The following is a 21,979-nucleotide window of genomic DNA, read 5'->3' on the forward strand; positions in this document are numbered from 1 at the left end:
GATTTCATGCAACGACAGACAGCAAGGCCGGCGCTGGCGCTGGCATTGATGGCGGCCCTGGTGGCCTGCAGTGATTCCAGCGACCGGGCGCGAGACACCGCGCCCCCCGAACCCCAGTACCTGAGCATTCCCCAGCCGGCGGTGGCCGCACCCCCAGACGCGGGCGCCATTGCCCTGCTGTCCACCAGTTTCGATCTGGCCGAGGTGGGCTACGAGCAGCAGGAGTACTTCATCAGCGGTAGCGCGAGTGCCTTTACCAACCTCGGTGAGCTGGGCAGCGATGGCCGCTGGGAGGTGGAGCCCGGCGAGCAGGCGCAGTACCGCACGCGCATTGTGGTGTATCGCCCGCAGAACGCGGCGGATTTCAGCGGCACGGTACTGCTGGAATGGCTGAACGTGACCGCAGGCTTCGACACCCCGCCCAGCTATGGTTCCGGCCATGTGGAAATGCTGCGCGCCGGCCATGTGTGGGCCGGCGTGTCGGCGCAGATTGTCGGCATCGAAGGCGCCGAGAACCCCCTGGTGCCGCTGCACCTGAAAGCCGCCCAGCCGGAACGCTACGCCAGCCTGGAGCACCCCGGCGACAGCTTCGCCTACGACATTTTTGCCCAGGCCGGCCAGGCCCTGCGCCGCCCGGCGGAACTGGACCTGCTGAACGGCCTGGTGCCCCAGCGGATCATCGCCCTTGGCGAATCCCAGTCCGCCGGCCGCCTGGTGACCTTCATCAACGCCGTACACCCGCTGTACAACGCCTTCGATGGCTACCTGGTGCACAGCCGTGGCGATGGCAGCCCCGCCCTGGCCCAGGCGCCGCAGGTGGACATTCCCACCCCGCCGGTGGTGACGATTCGCGATGACCTGAACGTGCCGGTGCTGAACTTCCAGACAGAAACCGACGTGATTGCCCTGGGCGCGGTGACCGACCGCCAGGATGACAGCGATCGCTTCCGCCTGTGGGAAGTGGCCGGCTCGGCCCACGGGGATTACTACTCTTTTGTGGCGGGACGCGCCGACACCGGCCAAGACCCCTACTTTGCCGTGGTGGTGGAACAGAGCGCGATTCTCGGTTTCATCCAGTGCGAACGGCCGATGAACGCAGGGCCCATGCCCTGGGTGTTCAACGCCGCCCTGCGCGCCCTGGAGGCCTGGGTAAAAGACGGCACCGCGCCACCTGCGGCGCCGCGACTGGCGGTCAACGATGCCGGCGATGCCCTGCTGCGCGACAGCGACGGCATTGCCACCGGCGGTATTCGCACCCCCTACGTGGATGCACCGCCCGGGATACTGACCGGCGAGCCCAACGGCGGCGACCCCTTCTGCTTCCTGTTTGGCACCACCGAGCTGTTCTCTGCCGACCACATGGCCGCGCGTTATACCGACCAGGCGGGTTACGAAAACGCCGTGGCCGAGAGCGCTGATGCCGCCGTGGCCGCCGGCTTCCTGCTGCCACAGGATGCCGAGCGCATCAAGGCGGCGGCAGCGCTGCAGTGGCAGTTTCTGTACGACTCCTGCCCGCTTTGCGCCGCGCCATAGGCGGCGGCTCTGGCAGTGGGGGCGCAGAGCGCTTCAAGTCTGGCTGGATGATATGGCCAGCCGCTGACAGGGGCGGGTTCCGCTACATGCGGCTCAGTCCAGGGCGGCGACGGCGGAAATTTCCACCAGCATGTCCGGATAGGCCAGCTGCGACACCCCAACCAGGGTCGAGGCGTGCGCAGGAAAGGGCTTGCCGTCCAGGGCCTGGTTCATGGCACTCACGAACTGTTCGGTGACCTGGGCGTTGAGTCCAACGAGGTAAATGGTTGAGCTGACCACCTGCTCGGGGCGGGCGCCAACGGCGGCCAGGGCCTGTCGTAGATTCTGGTAGGCCTGGATCGTCTGGGCGACGTAATCGCCGGCGCCAATCAGGGTAAAGTGCTCGTCGTAGGCGCCCTGCCCGGCAATATGGGCCAGGCGGCCTTCGCTGACCACGACATGGCTCATGCCCTTCGCGGTGAACAGGCCCCTGGGCTGTATGTGCTTGATTGCCATGCGTGCCTCCTTCGCTTATGGGTCGCCTTGGGTGAGGTAGACGGGGTCGCCCACGGTAACGGTGCCCGGGCGAAGAACGCGTGCGTTGACCCCAAGGTTGCGGCCCGCCAGTTGGGCAATGGCCCTTGGCAATGCGGGTTGGGCGGCAAGCCCGAAACCCGCCTGCTCCCGCCCTGGCATGCTACAGCGTAGCGTGGGCGTGTGAATGTGAATCAGGGCTTCGCCAATGGCGAGACTGGCTCCGAGCCATTCCTGTTCCGTTAAGCGTGGCGAGGGGTGTGCCGTTTCCAGCAACAGGTTTGGGCGAAAGCGACGACAATCTGTATTCAGGCCGGATGCCTGCTCGATGTAGTGCAGAGAATCCTGGGTGAGCACGTGCAGCGGGTAGGCGTCGTACAGGGCGCCCGGCGGGGTCGCGCAGGTGGCGAGCGCATTGGCCAACTCTGTGCTGTCGATACTGAAGTCGGGCAGGGAGTCGTTGGCGGAGAGTCCGAGTTCCGCTGCAATATCCTCTGTGCTGCGCGCTGTCGGCAGCCGGTAGAAGTCGAGGTTGGCGGCGGGTTCTCGCGCGCGCAGTTGCGCAGGGTGACCTAACTGCCGGCTGAGCCATGCAGTTAGGTGGTGATTGTCGCTGGCGCACTGCGTGCCATCGGCTGCTGTCAGATTCACCGCGGCAACTCGCGGGTGGTAGTCGCCGTCACCGGGGGCCGAGAGATAGCGCGCCTGCATTGAGAGCAGCGCAGGCCACTGCTTGGCGCTGCGTATGACCGGCGCTTGCGGGTCGTAGATGGCCCAGTGCCTGTCGCCAACCAGTCCGCTGTGGGTGAGCCTGGCACATTCCATGGCCTCGCCGCCCAGGCTTTTGACCGGATAGCGCCACAACTGACTGACCTTGCCCAGCAGCATTTTCAGTCCCTCCACGGGAAAGCGGCCAGTGTAGAGCCAATCGCCTCAGCGGTAAAAGCCGCTGCCGGCGCGGGATGACTCAGGGCGCGGCGCCGGCGCCGGTAATCAGCGCGCGGGATAGCAGCACGGCCCGCTCGATGCTGTCCACCGATATGCGTTCGTTGGTGCCGTGCACCGAGTCGGCCTGCTCCATTTTCAAGGTAATGGGGTGGAAGCGGTAGATGTCGGCGGCCAGCTCACGGTAGTGGGGCGTGTCGGTGGTTGCCATCAGCATGCCAGGCACCGGCAGGGCCTGCGCTGCGGTGTCCGCGATAGCACGGCGGATCACGCCGTAGCCGGGTCCGTCGATGTTTGCGGTGGGCGGCGACGCCTTCCAGCGTTCGCTGCTGATCTCGATGTCGGGGTTGTCGATAAGCCGGGTGACGCGCTCGATGAGCTGCTCCACGCTGGTGCCGGGCAGCAGGCGAAAGTTCACTTTGGCCTCGGCCACCTGTGGCACTACGTTTTCTTTAACGCCGGCGTTGAACATGGTGATGCCGGTGGTGGAGCGCACCAGCCCCTGGGTACCGCGATCCTCGGCCATGGTGGACAGCAGCAGCGGCTTGCCCAGCCAGGGGTTGCGCATCAAAAAGCCTTTAAGGCCACCCTCCTGCTCCCCCAGGGTGGCCAGCATGAGGCGCACCGGCGCTGTCAGTTCCGGCTCGAAGGGGTTGTCCTGCAGCGTGGCGAGGGCCCGGGACAGGGTGACGATGGCGTTGTTCTTCGGCGGCATGGATGAGTGGCCGCCCTCGCCCCGGGCGGTCAGTGTGAGGGTGGCGTAGGTTTTTTCCGCCAGGTTGATCATGGCCATCGGGCGGCCCGGCAGCTGGGGGTTGTCCTCGATGATAATGCCGCCCTCGGCGATCATATAGGCGAGCTCGATATTGTTGGAAGCCAGGTGGCTTGCAATATTCGCGGCGCCTTCGTGGCCGCCGATTTCCTCATCGTGGGCAAACGAGAAAAGCAGCGTGCGCTGAGGCTGGTAGCCGCTGCTGACCAGTTGCTCCATGGCTTCGAGGGTGGCAATGACGGATGCCTTGTCATCCAGGGCGCCGCGCCCCCAGATATAGCCGTCGGCGATGGCGCCGGAGAAGGGCGGGTGGCGCCAGTCGCCCTCGGTGCCCGGTTCAATCGGCACCACATCGTAGTGGGCGTCAAACAGCACCGGGGCCAGCGCGGGATCGCTACCGGGCCAGGTGAACAGCAGGCTGTAGTGATTGATGATGTCGCGTTGCAGCTGGCGGTGCACGGCGGGATAGCTCTGACTGGCAAAGCGCAGGAAAGCATCGAAGGGCGCGTAGTCGATCTGCGAGCGGTCCTGGTGGCTGATGGTGGGCAGGCGGATGGCCGCGGCCAGGTGGTCGGCGGCGGGGCTGGCGGCGCCGGCCTTGCCGGTGGCAAGTAGCGGCAGCGCAAGGGTGGCGAGCAGAAGCCGTTTTTTCATGGCATGATACTTTTTAGTCCAGTTTGGACTTATGTTGGTCCAAAGTGGACTTTTGCGCAAGTGATGGAGAACCGGTGATGGCGAACCCGAGCATGGACACTACGCCTGGCAGTGCTCCCAACAGCCCCCTGAACACAACGGCCTACAGCCTGCTCGGCCTGCTGGCCAAGCGCGACTGGGGAGCTGCCGAGCTGGCCGCATTTATGGAGCGCAGTGTGATTCGCTACATTCTGCCGCGCACCCGCAGCCAGTTGTTCAGCGAACCCAAAAAACTGGTGAAGCTCGGCCTGGCCACCGTCCACCCGGGCGCCGCCGGCGGCCGCCAGCGCAAGGTGTATCGCATTACCGCCGCCGGGCGGCGCGAGCTGAAGCGCTGGCTGAAAAGGCCGGGGGAGCCGGTGCGCATCGAGCATAAAGCGCTGCTCAAGTTCTACCTGACGGACTACCGCGACACGGCGGCCCTGCAGCTGCGGGTGAGCGAAATGCGTCAGCAGGCCCTGGCAGGCCTGGCCGACGCCCACGCCCAGTTGCAGCGGGTGGTGGACGAGGGCCTGGTGCTGGAGCAGACCGCGCCGTCGGCGGCCATGGTGTCCAACCTGGCGGCCAGTTACTTTCGCGCGCAGATGGCCTGGCTGGATACGCTGGAGGTGCGGGTGGCGGCGCTCCCGGAGGAACCAGCCGTGCGCGACTGGGCGCTGGGGCTCTACCGCGACAGTTGCGACGAGATAGCAGCCTTGCTGGCAGCGCACAGCCCGGCCTGAAGCCCGCACAAGCGCGCACCCGCCAGGCCCGGCGGCGGTACAACTAAACAGGCCATACCCCGTGCCGGGTGCGCGCAGGGCTGTGCCGGTGCCCCCGGGCGGCTAGACTGCGGCGCGCTAACACCTGACGAGGAGGGTATCCCGTGTTTGTTCAACGTCTGTGCGCCGTGGTGGCGCTGTGCCTGTTCAGCGTGCTCGCCGCGGCAGCCGAGCGGCCCAATATTCTGGTGATCTGGGGCGATGATATCGGCTGGTCCAACCTCAGCGCCTATCACCGCGGCATGCTGGGCGGCTCCACGCCCAATATCGACCGCATTGCCAAGGAAGGTGCGCTGTTTACCGATTACTACGGCGAGCAGAGCTGCACCGCCGGGCGCTCGGCCTTTATCACTGGCCAGCACCCCCTGCGCACCGGCCTGCTGAAGGTGGGCATGCCCGGGGCCGAGATTGGCCTGCAGGCGGAGGACCCGACCATCGCCGAGCTGCTCAAGCCCCTGGGTTATGCCACCGGCCAGTTCGGCAAGAACCACCTGGGCGACAAGGACGAGTTCCTGCCCAGCAACCACGGCTTTGACGAGTTCTTCGGCAACCTGTACCACCTGAACGCCGAGGAAGAGCCGGAAACCTACTTCTACCCCAAAGACCCGGCCTTCCGTAAGCAATTTGCCCCCCGCGGGGTTATCCGCTCCTACGCGGACGGGCGCATTCAGGATACGGGCCCCCTGTCGCGCAAGCGCATGGAAACGGTAGATCAGGAGTTCACCACCGCCGCCATCGACTTCATGGACCGGTCAGTCGTGGCCAAAAAGCCCTTTTTCGTCTGGTACAACGCCACTCGCATGCACAATTGGACCCGCCTGTCCGACGAGTGGGCCGGCAGCACCGGCTACGGGCTCTATGCCGATGGTCTGAACGAGCACGACCACTACGTTGGCCAGTTGCTGGATCAGCTGGATGAACTGGGCATCGCCGATAACACCATTGTCATCTACAGCACCGACAACGGCGCCCAGTCCAACACCTACCCCGATGGCGGCTCCGAGCCCTTCCGCGGCGAAAAAGGCTCCACCTGGGAGGGCGGCTTCCGCGTGCCGGCCATGATCCGCTGGCCGGGCGTGGTGGAGCAGGGACGGGTGATCAACGATATTTTCTCCCACTTGGACTGGATGCCAACGCTGCTGGCCGCGGCGGGGGTAGAGGACGTGGCCGGCAAGCTGAAGCAGGGCTACAGCGCTGGTGGCAAGCAGTACAAGGTGCATCTGGACGGCTACGACCAGACTGAGCTGCTGGCCGGCAAGGGCCCCGGCAAGCGTGAGATGGTGTATTACTTCGACGACAACGGCCAGTTCAACGCCGTGCGCTGGAAGGACTGGAAAATCCACTTTGCCTTCCAGATGGAGGGCTGGACCGGGCCGCGGGAGCCGCTGAACTTCCCGCGCATCATCCACCTGCGCAGCGACCCCTACGAGACCTCCATCGACTCCGGGCTCTATTCGCGCTTCTTTGGCGACCAGCTGTGGATGTTCGTGCCCATCCAGCGCTACCTGGGTGAATGGCTGGCGACCTTCCGCGCCTTCCCGCCGCGCCAGCCCACCGCCAGCTTTTCCATCGACAAGCTGATGACCCAGATGCAGATGATGCTGCAGGCGCGCCAGCAGGGCGCGGTGCCTAGGAGCTAGGCCGCCGGCGGGATGCATGCACAACATCGCCAATGGGGGTAGGCTAGGCGGCCCAGCCAAAGCCCGAGTCTGAGCCGACCCCCTGCGATGGAACTGCGACACCTGCGTTACTTTGCCGCCGTGGCCGAAACCCTGCATTTCGGCCGCGCCGCGCGCAAGCTGAACATCTCCCAGCCGCCGCTGACCCAGCAAATCCACAACCTGGAGGATGAACTGGGTGTGCAGCTGTTTGACCGCAGCCACCGCAAGGTGGCCCTGACCCCGGCCGGCGAGCTGTTCTACCAGCGTGTGGAAGCCATCCTGCACCAGGTGGAAAAGGCCGTGGGCGATGTGCGCCAGGCGGCCCACAGCGAGGCACAGACCCTGGTGATCGGCTACATGGGCTCGGCCATCCTGCGCGAGATCATTCCCCTGGTGCGGGAGTTTCACGCCGCCCACCCACTGGTGAAGCTGGAATTTGTGATCATGCGCTCCGACGAACAGTACGAGGCCCTGCTGGACGGGCGCATCGATGTGGGTTTTGTCGATCTCACCGTGCAGCCCCTGTCGGATCGCTTTCGCAGCCAGAAGGTGGCCTTTGAACTGGTGGTGCACGAATCGCTGGTGCTGGCGGTGAACCCCGGCCACACCCTGGCCGGGCGCGAGCAGGTGGACATTGCCGAGCTGCGCGACGAAAAGTTTGTCACCCTGCAGCGCCACCTGTTTCCCTCCAATTACGACAAGGTGGTAAGCCAGTGCCGCCAGGCGGGCTTTCGCCCGGACATTGTAGCCATGTCGGAGCAGACCGACGTGCTGCTGGCCTACGTGGCCGCCGGGGTGGGGGTGGCGCTGGTGCCGGCCTGCACCGCCGCCGCTTGGCACACCGAGGTCAGCTTTGTGGCGGTAGAGCCGCTGGCGGCGGTGGATGTGCACCTGATACTGAATGCCGAGAATCCCGCCACGGCGGTGGCCCGCTTTCGCGATGTGAGCGCGGACTACGCCCGTCGGCGCAACCGGGCCTGAGCCGGCCATTCGCCAAAGCTATCAAAACCATACGCCAGCAGTATTGGACGCACGCGGCGTGGCGCTGAATACTCGGCGCCGTTGCTGTTAGTTGTGGAGTAGTGTGTTGCGGGTATTGGACGGGCGCCAGATTGGCGCCATGCTGGATTGGGAATCCACCATTGGCCTGGTGGCCCAGGCCATGCGCCTGGTCAGCGAAAACCAGACCATCGCGCCTCTGCGCTGGGGCATGCACATGCCGGGCGGCATGTTGGGCATGATGCCGGGTTTCATCGAGCGCCCGGCCTGCTTTGGCATCAAGGTGGTGAACATCATGCCCGCCAACGAGGGCACCCCCTATTCCTCGCACAGTGGCTGTATGCTGCTGTTTGACGCCGAGCACGGCCAGCCCCTGGCCATGCTGGATGCCGGGGTGATTACCGCCCGCCGCACCGCCGCCGCCAGCGCCCTGGCCACCGACCTGCTGGCCCGCCAGGACGCACAGGTGCTGGCGCTGGTGGGCTCGGGCGAGCAGGCGGCCGCCCACGCCGAGGCCCTGTGCGCGGTGCGCAATTTTCAGGAGATCCGCGTCTGCTTTCGCGATACCGCCCGCGCGCCGGACTTTTTCGCCGGCCTGCAACTGCCGGACGGCGTGGCGCTTGCGGCCTTTGGCGATACCCGCGCCGCCCTGGACGGGGCGGACGTGGTGTGCGCGGTGACCTCATCGCCAACGCCGGTGATCGACGAGCACATGCTGGCCCCCGGTATGCACCTCAACCTGGTGGGGGCCTGCACCCGCGACCGCCAGGAAATCACCACGGCGGCACTGCCCCGGTGCCGCTATTTTCTGGATGCCCGGGCATCGGCCTGGGACCAGGCCGGCGAACTGTGCGCGGGCCTGGAGCAGGGCCTGATCAGCGACAGCTTCCCGCGCGGCGAAATCGGCGAGGTGCTGCTGGGCACCCTGGGCGGCCGGCGCCAACACGGCGACATTACCGTGTACCGATCACTGGGCGTGGCCGCCCAGGATCTGGTGGTGGCGCACTACCTGTATGAGCGCGCCGTTCAAGACAACCTGGGTACGGAGATTCCCTTCTGATGCACACAGTCTTTTCCCTTTTTTCCCGGTGCTCGCGCCCGGCACTGGGCCGGGCGGCGGCCCTGGCCGCGCTGCTGCTGGCTGGCGGCACTGGCGCCAGCGCCGAGCCTGTTGAGTCTTCCGCGCCCGCCGCGCAGCTTTATACCCACTTGAACCTGATTGATGGCACTGGCGCGCCCCTGCGGCGCGACCAGGCCCTGCTGGTGGAAGACGGGCGCATCAGCGCCATTCTGCCCAGCGCCGAGGCGGCAGCGCTGGCGGCGGAGGCAGCGGCAAACAGCATGGAAGTGATCGATGGCGCCGGGCGCTACGTGCTGCCGGGCCTGGTCGATACCCACGTCCACCTGGCGACCTCGCCGGAAGACGAGGAGCCCCTGCTGCTGTTGCGGCGCCAGCTGTACGGCGGGGTGACCTCGGTGCGCGACATGGCCGGCGATGTGCGGGTGCTGGCTGGGCTGGCCCGGGACACCCGCCTGAACCGCATTGCCGGGCCGGATGTGTACTACGTGGCGCTGATGGCCGGTGAGAGCTTCTTCCAGGACCCGCGCCCGGCCTCATCGGCCCGTGGCGCCGTGCCCGGGGAGGTGCCCTGGATGCAGGCGATTACCCCCGACACCGATATGCCCCTGGCGGTGGCCCGGGCCAAGGGCACCTGGGCCAGCGCAATCAAAATTTACGCCAACCTGCCCGCGCCCGAAGTGGCGCGCATCAGCGCCGAAGCCCACCGCCAGGGCCTGCAGGTGTGGGCCCATTCCACCGTGTTTCCCGCCGCGCCACGGGAGGTGGTGGCCGCCGGTGTGGATGTGATCTCCCACGTCTGCCGGCTGGTGTTTGAAACCACCGGCGACGTGCCGGCCATTTACCACCACAGTGCCGAACCGGACTACGCCAGCATCAACCCGGCGGATGAGCGTATTACCGCCGTGTTCGACGACATGGCCGCGCGCGGCACCATTCTCGATGCCACCATCGGCCTGTATGGCAAGGCCGAGGAGCGCTTCAGTGATGACGTGGCCAACGCCGGCCAGGCCTACCCGGGCTGCCCGCTGGCCTTTGCCGGCCAACTGGTCCGCGAAGCCAGCCAGCGCGGTGTGGCTGTCGCCACCGGCACCGATTTCGTCAACCCCCGGGAGCATCCCTGGCCGGCCCTGTACGACGAGCTGCAGGCGCTGGCCCAGCACGCGGGCATGTCGCCGCTGCAGGTGATTCATTCCGCCACCGCCGTGGGCGCCCGCGCCCTGGGCATCGGTGATGACACCGGCACCCTCGAGGTGGGCAAACGCGCCGACTTCCTGCTGCTGCGGGACGACCCGAGCCAGAGCCTTGATGCCCTGCACACCCTGGAGCTGACAGTGAAGCACGGCCAACCCTATCCGCGGCGGCAGTTTTCCGCCGCCAATGCCGGCGCGCCGCAGGCCGCCAAAGGCGGCTCGGATGACAAAACCGACAACAACGCCGACAAAAAGACTCACAACAAAACCGACAACAACTGACAACAAGATCCAGCCGGATTCCGCCCGCAAGGCGCATCCAGCCAACGACAGGAGAACACACAGCCATGACCCATTTCAGACAGCGCCTTCTCGTAGCCGCACTTGCCACCACGGCCGGCGGCTCGACCATTGCCCAGACCGGCTCTGGCCCGGCTAACACCAACCCCGCCCTGGAGGAGGTGGTGGTTACCGCCTCCAAGCGCGGGGTGAGCACGGTGCAGGATATTCCCACCAACATCTCCGCCATTGGCGGCGCCGTGCTGGAGCAGACCGGCGCCATGGGCATTCAGGACATGGCGCGCTTTATTCCCGGCCTCAGCGCGGTGGATAACGGCCCCGGCAACGAACAGGTGATCATCCGCGGCCTGGCGTCTTCCGCCGGCGCCGCCCAGGTGGGCACCTACTTCGACGAAATCCCCGCCACCGGTACCGGCGGCACCAACGTCGCCCAGACCGACCTGCAGCTGTACGACCTGGAGCGGGTGGAGGTGCTGCGCGGCCCCCAGGGTACCCTGTACGGCAGCGGCTCCCAGGGTGGCACCCTGCGCTACATCACCAACAAGCCGAACCTGTCGGCGCTGGAAGGCTCGGTGCAGATGGATGCCGGCACCCGCTCCCGCGACGCCGGCGAGGCCTACCAGTTCAACGGCATGCTGAACGCGCCGGTGGTGAAAGACACCTTCGCCCTGCGCGCGGTGGGCTTTTACCGCGATGCCGACGGCTACGTGGAACTGCCCGACCTTGGCGAGAGCAGCACCAACACCGAAGAGAGCTACGGCGGCCGCCTGATGGGCACCCTGATGCTGGGCGAGCGCACCATGCTCAACGCCTCGGCCTGGTACCAGAATCTGGAAGTGGACGACCAGCCGCTGGTCAACGAGCGTGAAGACGAGCGCCCCGGCCAGGTGCGCCTGCCTTTCGAGGACGAGCTGAAAATGTACAACCTGACGCTGGACCACGAGCTGGATTCCGGCGACATCACCGCCACCGCCTCCTGGTACGACCGCGCGACCTTCTTCTCCTTCGACGTGTCGCAGTTTGTTCCGATGCCCGGCAGCGTCAACCAGAACCGCGACAACGAGCTGTTCAGTGCCGAGCTGCGCTACGCCTCGCGCTTCGACGGGCCACTGCAGATGATTGTCGGCGGCTTCTACCAGGAGCGTGAAACCAGCAGCAGCTCCATCGGTTATTTTGTGGATACCGACACCGGGCTGGTGCCTGCCAACCCCGCCAGCTTCTTTGATAACCGGGCCGAAACCGAATTCACCAACCAGGCCCTGTTCGGCGAACTCACCTGGGAAGTGACCGAGCAGCTGGAGCTCCTGGCCGGCTTTCGCGCCTTCGAGGTGGATACCTGGTCCCAGGCCAATGAAATCGCCTCGCCCTTTGGTGAGCCCGCCGGCCTGCAGGTGCCGCTGGAGTCCGACAACAGCGATGTGATCTACAAACTGCAGGCGTCCTACCGCTTCAGCGACGACATCCTCACCTACCTGGTGTACTCGCAGGGCTTTCGCGAGGGCGGCGCCAACACCCTCAACCTGCAGACCCCCAGCGGCCGCCCGGTGTCTCGCGGCTTCGAGCCGGACCTGGTGGACAACTATGAATTTGGCTGGAAGAGCGACTGGCTCGATGGCCAGCTGCGCCTGAACGGCGCGGTGTACACCATGCAGTGGACTGACATCCAGGTCGGCCTGCTGGACTCCACCCAGGCCTTTGAGTACATCACCAACGCCGGCGAAGCCGACCTGATGGGGGTGGAGCTGGAATCGGTGATTCGCCCCGCGGCGCTGCCGGGGCTGACCATTCGCTTCAACGCCAACTACTCCGAGCAGGAGCTGGCCGAGAACACGCCGGCCTATGACGCCGGCGACATCACCGCCGGCCGCGACGGCGACCGCCTGCCGGACACCTTCCCCTTCTCCGCCGGCCTGATTGTCGAGCAGCAGTTTGAGCTCGGCGGCTACAACGCCTATGCCTCGCTGGATGCCTCCTACGTGGGCACGGCCCTTACCACCTTCTCCAAGCGCTCTAGCGATGCGCGCGAATACGGCGACTACATCCTTGGCGGCGCCCGCCTGGGGCTGAGCCTGAACAACTGGGAGGCGGCGTTGTATGTCACCAACATCGCCGATGTGCGCGAGCCGGTGAACTGGGAGGTGGAAGCGCGCGAGGGCATTCCCGATCGCATCTTCACCACCCAGCCGCGCACCGTGGGCATCAACCTTGTCTACACCTTCGAGGAGCGCTGACATGAACGGACTGACACGCCGCCACCTGCTGCGGTATTCAGTGGCCGGCGCGGCCTTTGTCGGCGGCGTGGGTGGCATGGGTGCGCTGTCGCCGGCCTTCGCCGCCAGCGGCGGCTATGCCTTTGGCAACACGCTGGTCATCAACAACCTTGGCGGCATTGGCAACCCCAACCTGCGCCTTAAGCCAGCGGCGGCGCCGGCGGGCCCGGTGGGCAGCAGTTATGAGCACCTGGATGAGCGCGCGCTAAAGGACTTGAACGCCTCCGGCACCAGCGCCATCAACGTCACCATGGGGCATGTGTCCGGGCCGGTGGAACCCTTTGAATACACCGTGGCAGAGATTGCCGCCTGGAACCGCATTATCGAGCAGCACCCGGACAGGCTGCTCAAGGTGCTTGCCACCGGCGACATTCTTGAAGCCAGGCGCAGCGGGCGTAGCGGGGTTATCTTCGGCTTCCAGAACACCACCATGCTTGGTTCAGATGCCAGCCGGGTTGGCATTTTTGCTGGCCTTGGGGTGCGCATCATCCAGCTCACCTACAACGACCGCAACGCGGTGGGGGCAGGCTCCATGGTGGCCGAGAACAGCGGCCTCACCGACTTTGGCCGCGAGGTGGTGGCGGCGCTCAACGCCGAGCGGGTGCTGGTGGACCTAAGCCACAGCGGCGAGCAGACCTGCCTGGACGCCATCGCGGCCTCGGCGGGGCCCGTCTGCATCAGCCACACCGGCTGTCGCGCCCTCAGCGACCTGCCGCGCAACAAGACCGACGCCGAACTGCGGGCGCTGGCCGAGCGCGGCGGGGTGGCCGGCATTTACTTCATGCCCTTCCTGAAGGCCGACAGCTTCCCCGATGCCAGCGATGTGGTGCGCCATATCGAACACGCTATCAAGGTCTGCGGTGAGGACCATGTGGGCATTGGCACCGACGGCGGCACCACCGCGGTGGATGACCTGCCCGCCTACCACGCCGCCATCGATGCGGAGATTGCCGCCCGCCGCGCCGCGGGCATCTCCGCCCGTGGCGAAAAGCCCGGGGTGGTGCCCTTCATCCCCGACCTGCAGGGGCCGGGGCAGTTCCGCCAGCTGGCTGATATGATGGCCGCCGCGGGGCACCCGGCGCGGATCATCGAAAAAGTGCTGGGCCAGAACTTCCTGCGCCTGCAACGGGAGGTCTGGGGCGCCTGAGCCCCGGCCCGCGATCGCAAAGGGAGCAAGGTGTGTCGGAAGATGTAATTACCCTGGTCAACACCCGGGTGGTGCCACTGGGGCTGATGGCCATTATGTTCAGCCTGGGCCTGTCGGTGAAGCTGGCGGACTTTACCCGCCTGCTGCGCCGTCCCAGGGCAACGGCAGTGGGGCTGGGGGGGCAGCTGTTATTGCTGCCGCTGATCGCCTGGACCCTGGCCCTGCTGTTCCAGCTGCCGCCGGCCATGGCAGTGGGGCTGGTGATACTCGCCGCCTGCCCGGGGGGCGTTACCTCCAATGCGGTGGTGTTTGCCGCCCGCGGGGATGTGGCCCTGTCGGTCACCCTCACCGCCTGTTCCAGCTTGATTACCATTGTCACCACGCCGCTGCTGATTGGCCTGGGCCTGGATTACTTCTACACCGGTGGCGACGCCCCGGTTATGAACGTGGGCCAGACCGTGCAGCGCCTGCTGCAGATGACGGTGATACCCGTGGCACTGGGCATGACCCTGCGCCACCTGTTGCCGGTGCTGGCGCAAACCCTGGTCAAGGCGCTGCGGCCGGTGTCGGTGCTCATCCTGGTACTGGTGATCGGCCTTTCGGTCATTACCAGTGCCGACCTGCTCAAGGACAACCTGCTCACCGCCGGCCCGGTGATCTACCTGCTGAACCTGCTGGCCATGGGGGGCGGCCTGGCGCTGGCCTGGGCGGCCCGCCTGCAGGGTGGCGAGCGCATGACCCTGGCGGTGGAGATTGGCGTGCAAAACGCCACCATGGCCACCTTCCTCAGCCTTTCTATACTCAACGATTGGGAGCTGGCCATTGTGCCCACCCTGTACGGCTGCATCATGCTCATCAATGCCGGCATACTGGTGCGCCTGTTGAAAATGCGCGATGCCCGTGCCGTGCAGTACAACCACGCCACCGCCCCGGCCGCATCGAAGGAGGGAAGCGCCCCATGATGACAGCCAATGCCGCCGCCTTTGACCAGTGGATTCGCGGTGCCTTTCGCGACATCAACAGCGAGCTGGAGGCCCTGTACTTCGCCCAGCACAACCGCGCCAACGTGGCCGGCGTGGGTGATGCGCTCAAGCAGCAACTGCTGGCCGAGGGCCGCGAGCACATTGTCGCGCTGCTTGCCGAGGGCAATACCGACGAGGGCTTTGACGCCAACTTCGACCTGCTCGGCAACGTGGGCTTTTACATGGCCGCCTGCCGCCGCCACGAGCTGACCGAACCCAGCCGGGAAACCCGCTCGCCGCTGACCGAGGCCTCGGCCCTGGCCATGCAGCTCGGCGCATCCCTTGGCACCGTGCCGCGCTTTGCCTCGGCCCACCTGGAAACCCACAACCGCGCGCTGGGCGGGGTGTTCAAGTCCTTCACCGACCTTGAGGACGAGCTCACCTTTATCGCCTACAACACCCGCGGCGCCTTCGGTTACATCCGCGCCGCCGAGGCCCTGCTGCACCTGCTGCCGCTGGGTATTTCCCACCCGGTGGCGGCAGACCTGCTGCGCCAGGCGAGGGCCTCGCTGGAGGAGGTGTACCGCTACAACGCCGAACTGTTCGAGGCGCTGGACGTGGAGCGCTTCTTTTACTGCGTGCGCCCCTACTACAAACCCCACCGGGTTGGCCTGCGCGAATACCGCGGCGCCAACGCCGGGGATTTTGCCGGCATCAATGTCATCGACCTGCTGCTGGGCCTGTGCCGGGCAGACGACCCCTACTACTCCCAGATCCTGGTGGACAAATTCCTGTTCATGCGCCCGGACGACCAGCTGGTGCTGCGCGACTGCATGCGCCGGCGCAGCCTGCTGGATGCCTTCCTGGATGACAGCGAAAACAGCGCGGCACCCTGGTACCAGCACAACCTGCGCCTGTTCCTTGAGGTGTGCGAGGCCCACGGCCGCACCGCCCTGCAGCACCACGAACAGCTGGTGGAAAAGTTCATCGTCAAACCCGCCGACGAGGGCGAGCTGGCGCAGGACAAGGGCCTTACCGCCAGCGGCCCGCCCCTGCCGGTGCTGCTGAAGGCGCTGAAAACCCTGTGTGATCTGCGCGCCGGCGCCGAGCGCGATGACATTCCCTCGCGCTACCGCGACCTGGCCACCCTGCGCGGCCTGCTGGAGGCGGGGCGTGACTGAGGCAACCGACGGCCTGCTGGAGCCGCGCTGGCGCGCCTGCTACGCCGCCACGCCCGGCATCTACCTGCTGTCGCACTCGGTGGGGCGCATGCCGGCCAGCGCCCAGGAGGCCCTGCACCAGGGCTTTCTTGCACCCTGGGAAGCGGGGCAGGGCGAACCCTGGCCCCAGTGGATGGCGGCGTTGCAGGCCTTCCCCCAGGCCCTGGCGCGCCTGCTGAACACCCGGCCCGAAGCCATCTGCCCCCAGGTGAATGTGTCCAGCGGCCTGACCAAGGTGCTCGGCGCCCAGCGGTTGGATGCCAATCGGAATGTCATTGTGTTCAGCGAGCGCGACTTTCCCTCCCTGGGCTTTGTGATTGAGCAGGCGCAGAAGCTGGGTTATCGCCCGCGCATGCTGCCGGCGCAGCACAACCTGCAGGACGTACAGGTCTGGGCCGATGCGCTGGCAGAGGATGTACACACGGTGCTGCTCACCCACGCCTGGTCCAACACCGGCCAGCTGGCGCCGGTGGCCGAGGTGGCCGCGCTGGCGCGCGAGCGCGGCGTGTTCAGCGTGGTGGATGTGGCCCAGTCCCTGGGGGTGATCCCCATTGATCTGCAGCAGTGGGGGGCCGACGTGGTGCTGGGCTCCTGCGTGAAATGGTGCTGCGGCGGCCCGGGGGCGGGTTTTCTGTGGCTGTCGCCGGAGCGCTTCGAGGCACTGGAGCCGTTGGATGTGGGCTGGTTTTCCCACCGCGACCCCTTTGCCTTCGACATTCACCACTTCGACTACGCACCGGACGCCGCCCGCTTCATGGGCGGCACGCCCTCGGTGATGCCCTTTGTGCTGGCGGCCAACAGCATCGCCTTGATCAACCGCATCGGCATCCAGCGCGTTCGCCGCCATAACCTGGCCCTGACCCAGCGGCTGATCGATAGCCTGGACGCCGGCGAACTGCGCTCGCCCGCGGCGCCCGCGCTGCGCAGTGGCACTGTGGTGCTAAAGCCCGCTGGCAGCGGCGCCGTGGCGCGTCTGCGGCAGGCCGGTGTGGCCTTTGACGAGCGCGCCGAGGGGTTGCGCCTGTCGCCCCATGTGTACAACACGGCGGAGGATGTCGACGCCGTTACTGCCTGCCTGCGCGCCTAGTCTCCGTTTACCTTGGCGCCTAGTCTCCGTTTACCCGGGCGCCTAATCGGCGCAGATCAGCGCTTCAAACAGGCCGCGGGCTTCTTCCAGCCGGGCGAAGATGGGGTAGTCGGGGTCGATGGCCCAGCTCACCGTGAGGGAGTTGAGGGTGCCCACAATCATTGTGGCCATGATTTCCGGTGAGTAGGCGCGGCTGGCATCGCCTGCCTGCTGCCCCGCCGCGATCAGGCGGGCAAAGCTGTCCACGGCGCTGCTGTTGATCTGGCGCTGCTGCTCCGGGTCGTTGGCAAAAGTGGCCGGGGCGGAAATCATCAGCTGGCGATCAATCTCCTTGTACTTGGCGAAGTTGGCTTCGATGTAGTCGATCATCGCCTCCAGCCGCTGCCGGGTGCTGTCGAAGGTGTCCATGAGCTTGCGCAGCATCGGTTCCGCCTGGCTGTACAGGCGGGACACGCCAAGGCCGCCGAGCAGGGCGTGCTTGTTGGGAAAGTGGCTGTAAAAGGTGCGCCGGGCCACGTCTGCCTCGCGGCAGATCATTTCAATACTGGTGTCTTCAATGCCCTGGCGCTCGAACAGGGCATAGGCTGCCTCCTCAATCCGGGCGCGGGTTTCCAGCTTGCGTTTTTCCCTGCGATCGAGGGGGGCTGATGTCTCCATGAATTTTCCGTAAGGCCCTTGCTTTCCTGTAGGCATTAAACTAGTTTGTATACATATGTGCAACCATGCGCATATGCGTACACCCTGCGGCCCCGGTCGCCAGTGCATGACGAGAGCAAACGGTGCAGCGTCGGGCCACCCTTTGCCGTCCATAACCACAAAGCCCGCAAGAGATGAGAGCTGCTGTCATGTCTGAACGCCTGATCGTGGTGTCGTCCGACTGCCACGCCGGTCTGCGCATCGCAGACTATAAACCCTATGTCGAGTCCAAGTATCACGAGATGCTGGATCTGGCGGTGCCGGTCCAGATGGAGATGATGCAAAAAGCCGAACAGAGCTTTTTGATCAAGGAGATCAACGACGCCTGGCGGGCGCCCATCGAGCGCGAGCTGACCGGCGCCTGGGATTATAAAGAGCGCCTGAAAATGCTGGAAGGCGACGGCATTGCCGCTGAAATCGTGTTCCCCGATGGCATCACCGAAATGAACACCCCGCCCTTTGGCGCCGGCCTTGGCCTGTCGCCGCGCAACGGCGTGGCGGAGCTGCAGTGGGCGGGGGCCATGGCCCACAACCGCTGGCTGGCAGAGTTCTGTGCCAACAACCCGGCCCGCCATATCGGCGTGGCGTCCATTCCCCTGCTGTGGGATGTGCAGCAGGCGGTGGATGCGGTGCGCTGGTGCGTGGACAACGGCCTGACTTCGGTGATGATCCCCACCCTGTGGGAAGAGCACGCCCCCTACCACGATCGCAAGTACGACCCTTTCTGGGCCGTGTGCGAAGACCTCGGCGTTATCATTCACTTCCACTCCGGCCCCGCGCCGCACCCGGAATACTTCGGCACCAACTGGCCCGAGGAAGACCGCAGCGACAGCCTGCCCGGGGCCATGGGCATTTACGTGTCGGAGGTGATGTGGTGGCTGTACCGGCCCCTCACCTTCATGATCTGGGGCGGGGTGTTCGAGCGCTACCCCAAACTGAAAGCCGTGCTCACCGAGGGCGGCACTGTGTTCATGCTGCCGCCCTGGCTGCGCCTGCTGGACCACAACTACCACGACGTGCAGTTTTCCGCCAAGCTCGGCGATTTCCGCAGCCATTTGTCCCTGTCGCCCAGCGAGTACTTTGCGCGCAACGTGGCGGTGGGTGCCTCCTGCGTGCCGCGGCGCGACATTGAACTGCGCAGCGTCATCGGTCTCGACAAGCTCATGTGGGGCAGCGACTTCCCCCACCCGGAGGGCACCTGGCCCAACACAGCGGATTATTTCAAAGAGACCTTCTCCGGCCTGCCGGAGGACGACGGGCGCAAGATTCTCGGCGACAACGCCGTGGACTGGTACGGCCTGGACCGCGCCGCCCTGCAGGCGGTGGCGGACGACATCGGCCCCGACGCCAGCATCTTCCATTGAGCGAGCTGTATCACTAACAGGCCTGGCGACAACGCCAAGGAGAACAACCATGACCCAGATCATTGCTGCCTGCGAATCCAAGACCAATACCACCCCGGACTTTCCCATGGGCTGGTATTCCGTGTCCCGCAGCCACGAACTACAGGTGGGCGAGGTGAAGCGCGTGCACGCCTTCGACCGCGAACTGGCCCTGTACCGCACCCGCACCGGCAAGGCGGTGCTGCAGGACGCCTTCTGCCCCCACCTTGGCGCTCACCTTGGCGTGGAGGGGCGAGTGGTTGGCGAGTCGCTGCAATGCCCTTTCCACGGCTGGCGTTTCGACATGAGCGGCAAGTGCGTGGAGATTCCCTACTGCGACGAAATCCCCGACCGCGCCCAGATCCGCATGTGGCCGGTGGAAGAGAAAAACGGCGAGATCTACATCTGGTTCCACCCGGAAAACACCGCCCCGCAATTCCCCCTGCCGGATCTGGTGGAGCTGGACGATGACAACTGGACCCCGCCGCGCTACGCGGAGTTCGAGGTGCCGGCCCACATCCAGGACATTGCGGAGAACTCCTGTGACCCGGTGCACTTCCAGTATGTGCACAAGCAGATGCACACACCGCAGTCCACAGTGACCATCGACGACGACGGCCGCACCCTGCACCTGCGCTCGGACATGAAGGACACCGACTTCCCCAACCAGCTGCACGCCACCGTGTTCCAGCCCGGCCTGGCCCTGGTGCGCACCACCTACGCGCCGGAGGCGCAGATGGTGGTGTACAACAGTGCCCAGCCCATTGACCGGCACACCACACTGCTGCGCTGGACCCTCACCGTGCGCCGCGAAATCGAAGACATGGCGGGTGATGCGGTGATGAACGGCATCATTGAAGGGCTCAGCCAGGATCATCCCATCTGGGCCAACAAAGTACACAAACACAAGCCGCTGTTTTGCCGTGGCGATGAGACGCTGGTGCTGTTTCGCAAATGGGTGCGGCAGTTTTACGTGGACGTGAGGGAGGTCGCCTGATGCAGGATTTCACCGGCAAGGTAGCGGTAATTACCGGTGGCGCCAGCGGTGTTGGACGCTCGCTGGCCTTTGCCCTGGGCAAGCGCGGGGCAAAAATTGTGGTGGGTGATGTGGACACCGCTGCGATGGAGCAGGTGGATGCAGACCTGCGCGAGGCGGGCATCGAGGCGGTGGTGTCGCACTGCGACGTGACCCAACTGGACAGCAACATTGCCCTAGCCGAAACCGCCGAGGCCCATTTCGGCGGCATTCAGCTGGTGTTTGCCAACGCCGGCATTGGTGCGGGCGAGTCCGGCGCCCTGTGGGACTACTCCGAGAAAGACTGGCAGTGGTGCCTGAACGTCAACCTGTGGGGCGTTATCAACGCCATTCGCGCCTTCATGCCACGGCTGGTTGCGCAAACCGACACCACCCATTTTGTGGTGACTGGCTCTGGCAACGGCGCGCTGCTGGTGTACCCCGACCAGCCCATCTACACCGCCACCAAGGCGGCGGTGCACACCATTACCGAAAACCTGCACTACCAGGTGCAGGCGGGCGGCCTGCCAGTGAAGGTGAGCGCCCTGTTCCCGGGGCCACACATTGTGGATACCGGCCTGTTCAACTCGGGCCGGGTGCGGCCCGAGGCCCTGCAGAAGGATGCCACCGGGAATGAATCCGGCATCAACTCGGTGGAAGACATGAAGCGCATGGCCGCCGAGTTCGGCATTGAGTTGCAGACCACCCACCCGGACGAAGTGGCCGAGATGGCGGTGGAAGGCCTGCAGAAGGACGCCTTCTGGCTGCTGAAAACCACGCCGGAGACGGATGCGAAGATCCGCGCGCGCTGCGACATGATCATGAACCGGCAGACGCCGGTGCCGGATCAGGTGGGGGGATAGCGCGCAACCGAACCTGTGAATTGGCAAACCCGTCAACCTTGAGAACATAACGAAGAGGTAAACACCATGAGCGAGCAAGCCACCAGCCCCCAGGGCAATACCGGTGACATCGTCAACTGGCCGATGCTGAAGATTGTCTATCGCACCGACCCGGACAAAATCGCGGCCCTGCTGCCGCCGGGAATCACCCCGGGCAAGGATCCGCATGTGAACCTGACAGTCTACAACTTCCCGGTGCCGGACGAGCCCGAGTACGGCATCGTCACCACCGTGAATGCGGACTACAACGGCATCGAGGGCGAGTACACCCTGGGCTACGGTATCGACCAGGAGTCGGCGATTTTCATCAGCCAGGAAACCAACGGCCAGCCCAAGTACCCCTGCACCACCGAGTACTTCCGCCTGGGGCCCCAGGTGTCGGCTCGCTGTACCCACCAGGGCTACACCTTTGTGGAGTTCAAGGGCCTGTCCCGCGGCGAGAACGTGCCGCAGCAGGAATGGGTGCAGAACGAGTGGTGGATCAAGGTATCCCGCGCCACCGGCGTGATGCCCGACCCGGCCCGTGGCTACGACTTCCCGCCCCACGTGGTACACGTAAAAAGTACCTACGGCACGGCATGGAAGGAAGCGGTGGACGGCGAACTGGTGCTGCGCGACAGCCCCTGGGACCCGCTGGCCTCGCGCCTGCCCATGCGCGAGCAGGTGTCGGCTCACCTGTGGTGGCCGATCTTCCTGAACCGGGAGATCACCCTGGCCGGCAAGCTGGACCCGGAAGGCTTCATGCCCTTCGCCGATACCATCTCCGGCTCCCGCTGGCCGGGCAGCAACGGCGGTCCGCGCCGGGGTTGATGGAACCCGCGTAGCACGTGGCGGGGTAATGAGAATTGCC

General features: G+C 65.6%; 19 protein-coding genes. 15 read left to right on the plus strand and 4 right to left on the minus strand.

Annotated elements, in window-relative coordinates; translation table 11 throughout:
• Window positions 1-6: 6 nt before the first annotated feature.
• On the plus strand, window positions 7-1,533 hold the full coding sequence (locus tag DDZ17_RS16860) for an alpha/beta hydrolase domain-containing protein (protein ID WP_193940615.1): 1,527 nt from the start codon (window positions 7-9) through the stop codon (window positions 1,531-1,533).
• Between the two features lie 93 nt (window positions 1,534-1,626).
• On the opposite strand, the gene DDZ17_RS16865 is transcribed toward DDZ17_RS16860, so the two are convergent.
• The 3 genes from DDZ17_RS16865 to DDZ17_RS16875 form a co-directional block, all read right to left on the minus strand.
• The gene (locus DDZ17_RS16865) at window positions 1,627-2,028 is read right to left on the minus strand and encodes a RidA family protein (RefSeq protein WP_116368132.1); all 402 of its coding nucleotides are present in this window, start codon (window positions 2,026-2,028) and stop codon (window positions 1,627-1,629) included.
• A gap of 15 nt (window positions 2,029-2,043) precedes the next feature.
• Complete coding sequence (locus tag DDZ17_RS16870) at window positions 2,044-2,949, minus strand: MOSC domain-containing protein (RefSeq protein ID WP_157976696.1); 906 nt, start codon at window positions 2,947-2,949, stop codon at window positions 2,044-2,046.
• 64 nt (window positions 2,950-3,013) lie between these two features.
• On the minus strand, window positions 3,014-4,417 hold the full coding sequence (locus tag DDZ17_RS16875; protein ID WP_116368134.1) for a M20/M25/M40 family metallo-hydrolase: 1,404 nt from the start codon (window positions 4,415-4,417) through the stop codon (window positions 3,014-3,016).
• 77 nt (window positions 4,418-4,494) lie between these two features.
• On the opposite strand from DDZ17_RS16875, the gene DDZ17_RS16880 reads away from it, so the two are divergent.
• From DDZ17_RS16880 to DDZ17_RS16925, 10 genes are all read left to right on the plus strand, one after another.
• On the plus strand, window positions 4,495-5,178 hold the full coding sequence (locus tag DDZ17_RS16880) for a PadR family transcriptional regulator (RefSeq protein WP_116368135.1): 684 nt from the start codon (window positions 4,495-4,497) through the stop codon (window positions 5,176-5,178).
• A gap of 143 nt (window positions 5,179-5,321) precedes the next feature.
• Window positions 5,322-6,857 (plus strand): arylsulfatase, encoded by a 1,536-nt coding sequence (locus tag DDZ17_RS16885; RefSeq protein WP_206613573.1) that lies wholly within the window; start codon window positions 5,322-5,324, stop codon window positions 6,855-6,857.
• Between the two features lie 87 nt (window positions 6,858-6,944).
• Complete coding sequence (locus DDZ17_RS16890; RefSeq protein WP_116368136.1) at window positions 6,945-7,859, plus strand: LysR substrate-binding domain-containing protein; 915 nt, start codon at window positions 6,945-6,947, stop codon at window positions 7,857-7,859.
• A gap of 103 nt (window positions 7,860-7,962) precedes the next feature.
• A complete protein-coding gene (locus DDZ17_RS16895) occupies window positions 7,963-8,937 on the plus strand; it encodes an ornithine cyclodeaminase family protein (RefSeq protein ID WP_157976697.1) in 975 nt (324 codons plus the stop codon).
• The gene (locus tag DDZ17_RS16900) at window positions 8,937-10,430 is read left to right on the plus strand and encodes an amidohydrolase family protein (RefSeq protein ID WP_116368138.1); all 1,494 of its coding nucleotides are present in this window, start codon (window positions 8,937-8,939) and stop codon (window positions 10,428-10,430) included. The genes DDZ17_RS16895 and DDZ17_RS16900 overlap by 1 nt, the downstream gene beginning before the upstream one ends.
• A gap of 65 nt (window positions 10,431-10,495) precedes the next feature.
• Complete coding sequence (locus DDZ17_RS16905) at window positions 10,496-12,679, plus strand: TonB-dependent receptor (protein ID WP_116368139.1); 2,184 nt, start codon at window positions 10,496-10,498, stop codon at window positions 12,677-12,679.
• 1 nt (window position 12,680) lies between these two features.
• Window positions 12,681-13,865: a dipeptidase gene (locus DDZ17_RS16910; protein WP_116368140.1), complete on the plus strand. Its 1,185-nt coding sequence runs from the start codon at window positions 12,681-12,683 to the stop codon at window positions 13,863-13,865.
• 32 nt (window positions 13,866-13,897) lie between these two features.
• Entirely contained in the window at window positions 13,898-14,827 is a 930-nt protein-coding gene (locus DDZ17_RS16915; protein WP_116368141.1) for a bile acid:sodium symporter family protein, read from the plus strand.
• Entirely contained in the window at window positions 14,824-16,008 is a 1,185-nt protein-coding gene (locus tag DDZ17_RS16920; protein WP_241505929.1) for a PrnB family protein, read from the plus strand. Before DDZ17_RS16915 ends, DDZ17_RS16920 begins: the two co-directional genes overlap by 4 nt.
• Window positions 16,001-17,134, plus strand: coding sequence for an aminotransferase class V-fold PLP-dependent enzyme (locus DDZ17_RS16925; protein ID WP_241505930.1), 1,134 nt, complete (start codon window positions 16,001-16,003; stop codon window positions 17,132-17,134). Before DDZ17_RS16920 ends, DDZ17_RS16925 begins: the two co-directional genes overlap by 8 nt.
• Window positions 17,135-17,176: 42 nt before the next feature.
• Here the strand turns inward: DDZ17_RS16925 and DDZ17_RS16930 are convergent, their stop codons facing one another.
• The gene (locus DDZ17_RS16930; protein WP_157976698.1) at window positions 17,177-17,791 is read right to left on the minus strand and encodes a TetR/AcrR family transcriptional regulator; all 615 of its coding nucleotides are present in this window, start codon (window positions 17,789-17,791) and stop codon (window positions 17,177-17,179) included.
• A 188-nt stretch (window positions 17,792-17,979) separates the two neighbouring features.
• Between DDZ17_RS16930 and DDZ17_RS16935 the strand changes: the two genes are divergently transcribed.
• The 4 genes from DDZ17_RS16935 (at window position 17,980) to DDZ17_RS16950 (ending at window position 21,939) form a co-directional block, all read left to right on the plus strand.
• The gene (locus DDZ17_RS16935) at window positions 17,980-19,194 is read left to right on the plus strand and encodes an amidohydrolase family protein (protein WP_116368144.1); all 1,215 of its coding nucleotides are present in this window, start codon (window positions 17,980-17,982) and stop codon (window positions 19,192-19,194) included.
• Between the two features lie 49 nt (window positions 19,195-19,243).
• Entirely contained in the window at window positions 19,244-20,209 is a 966-nt protein-coding gene (locus DDZ17_RS16940) for a Rieske 2Fe-2S domain-containing protein (protein WP_116368145.1), read from the plus strand.
• Window positions 20,209-21,090: an SDR family NAD(P)-dependent oxidoreductase gene (locus DDZ17_RS16945; protein ID WP_116368146.1), complete on the plus strand. Its 882-nt coding sequence runs from the start codon at window positions 20,209-20,211 to the stop codon at window positions 21,088-21,090. The genes DDZ17_RS16940 and DDZ17_RS16945 overlap by 1 nt, the downstream gene beginning before the upstream one ends.
• Before the next feature lie 66 nt (window positions 21,091-21,156).
• Window positions 21,157-21,939, plus strand: a complete 783-nt coding sequence (locus tag DDZ17_RS16950; protein WP_116368147.1) for an acetoacetate decarboxylase family protein — start codon at window positions 21,157-21,159, stop codon at window positions 21,937-21,939.
• Window positions 21,940-21,979 lie beyond the last annotated feature (40 nt).

The organism is Parahaliea mediterranea, assembly GCF_003402235.1.
Classification (GTDB): domain Bacteria; phylum Pseudomonadota; class Gammaproteobacteria; order Pseudomonadales; family Halieaceae; genus Parahaliea; species Parahaliea mediterranea.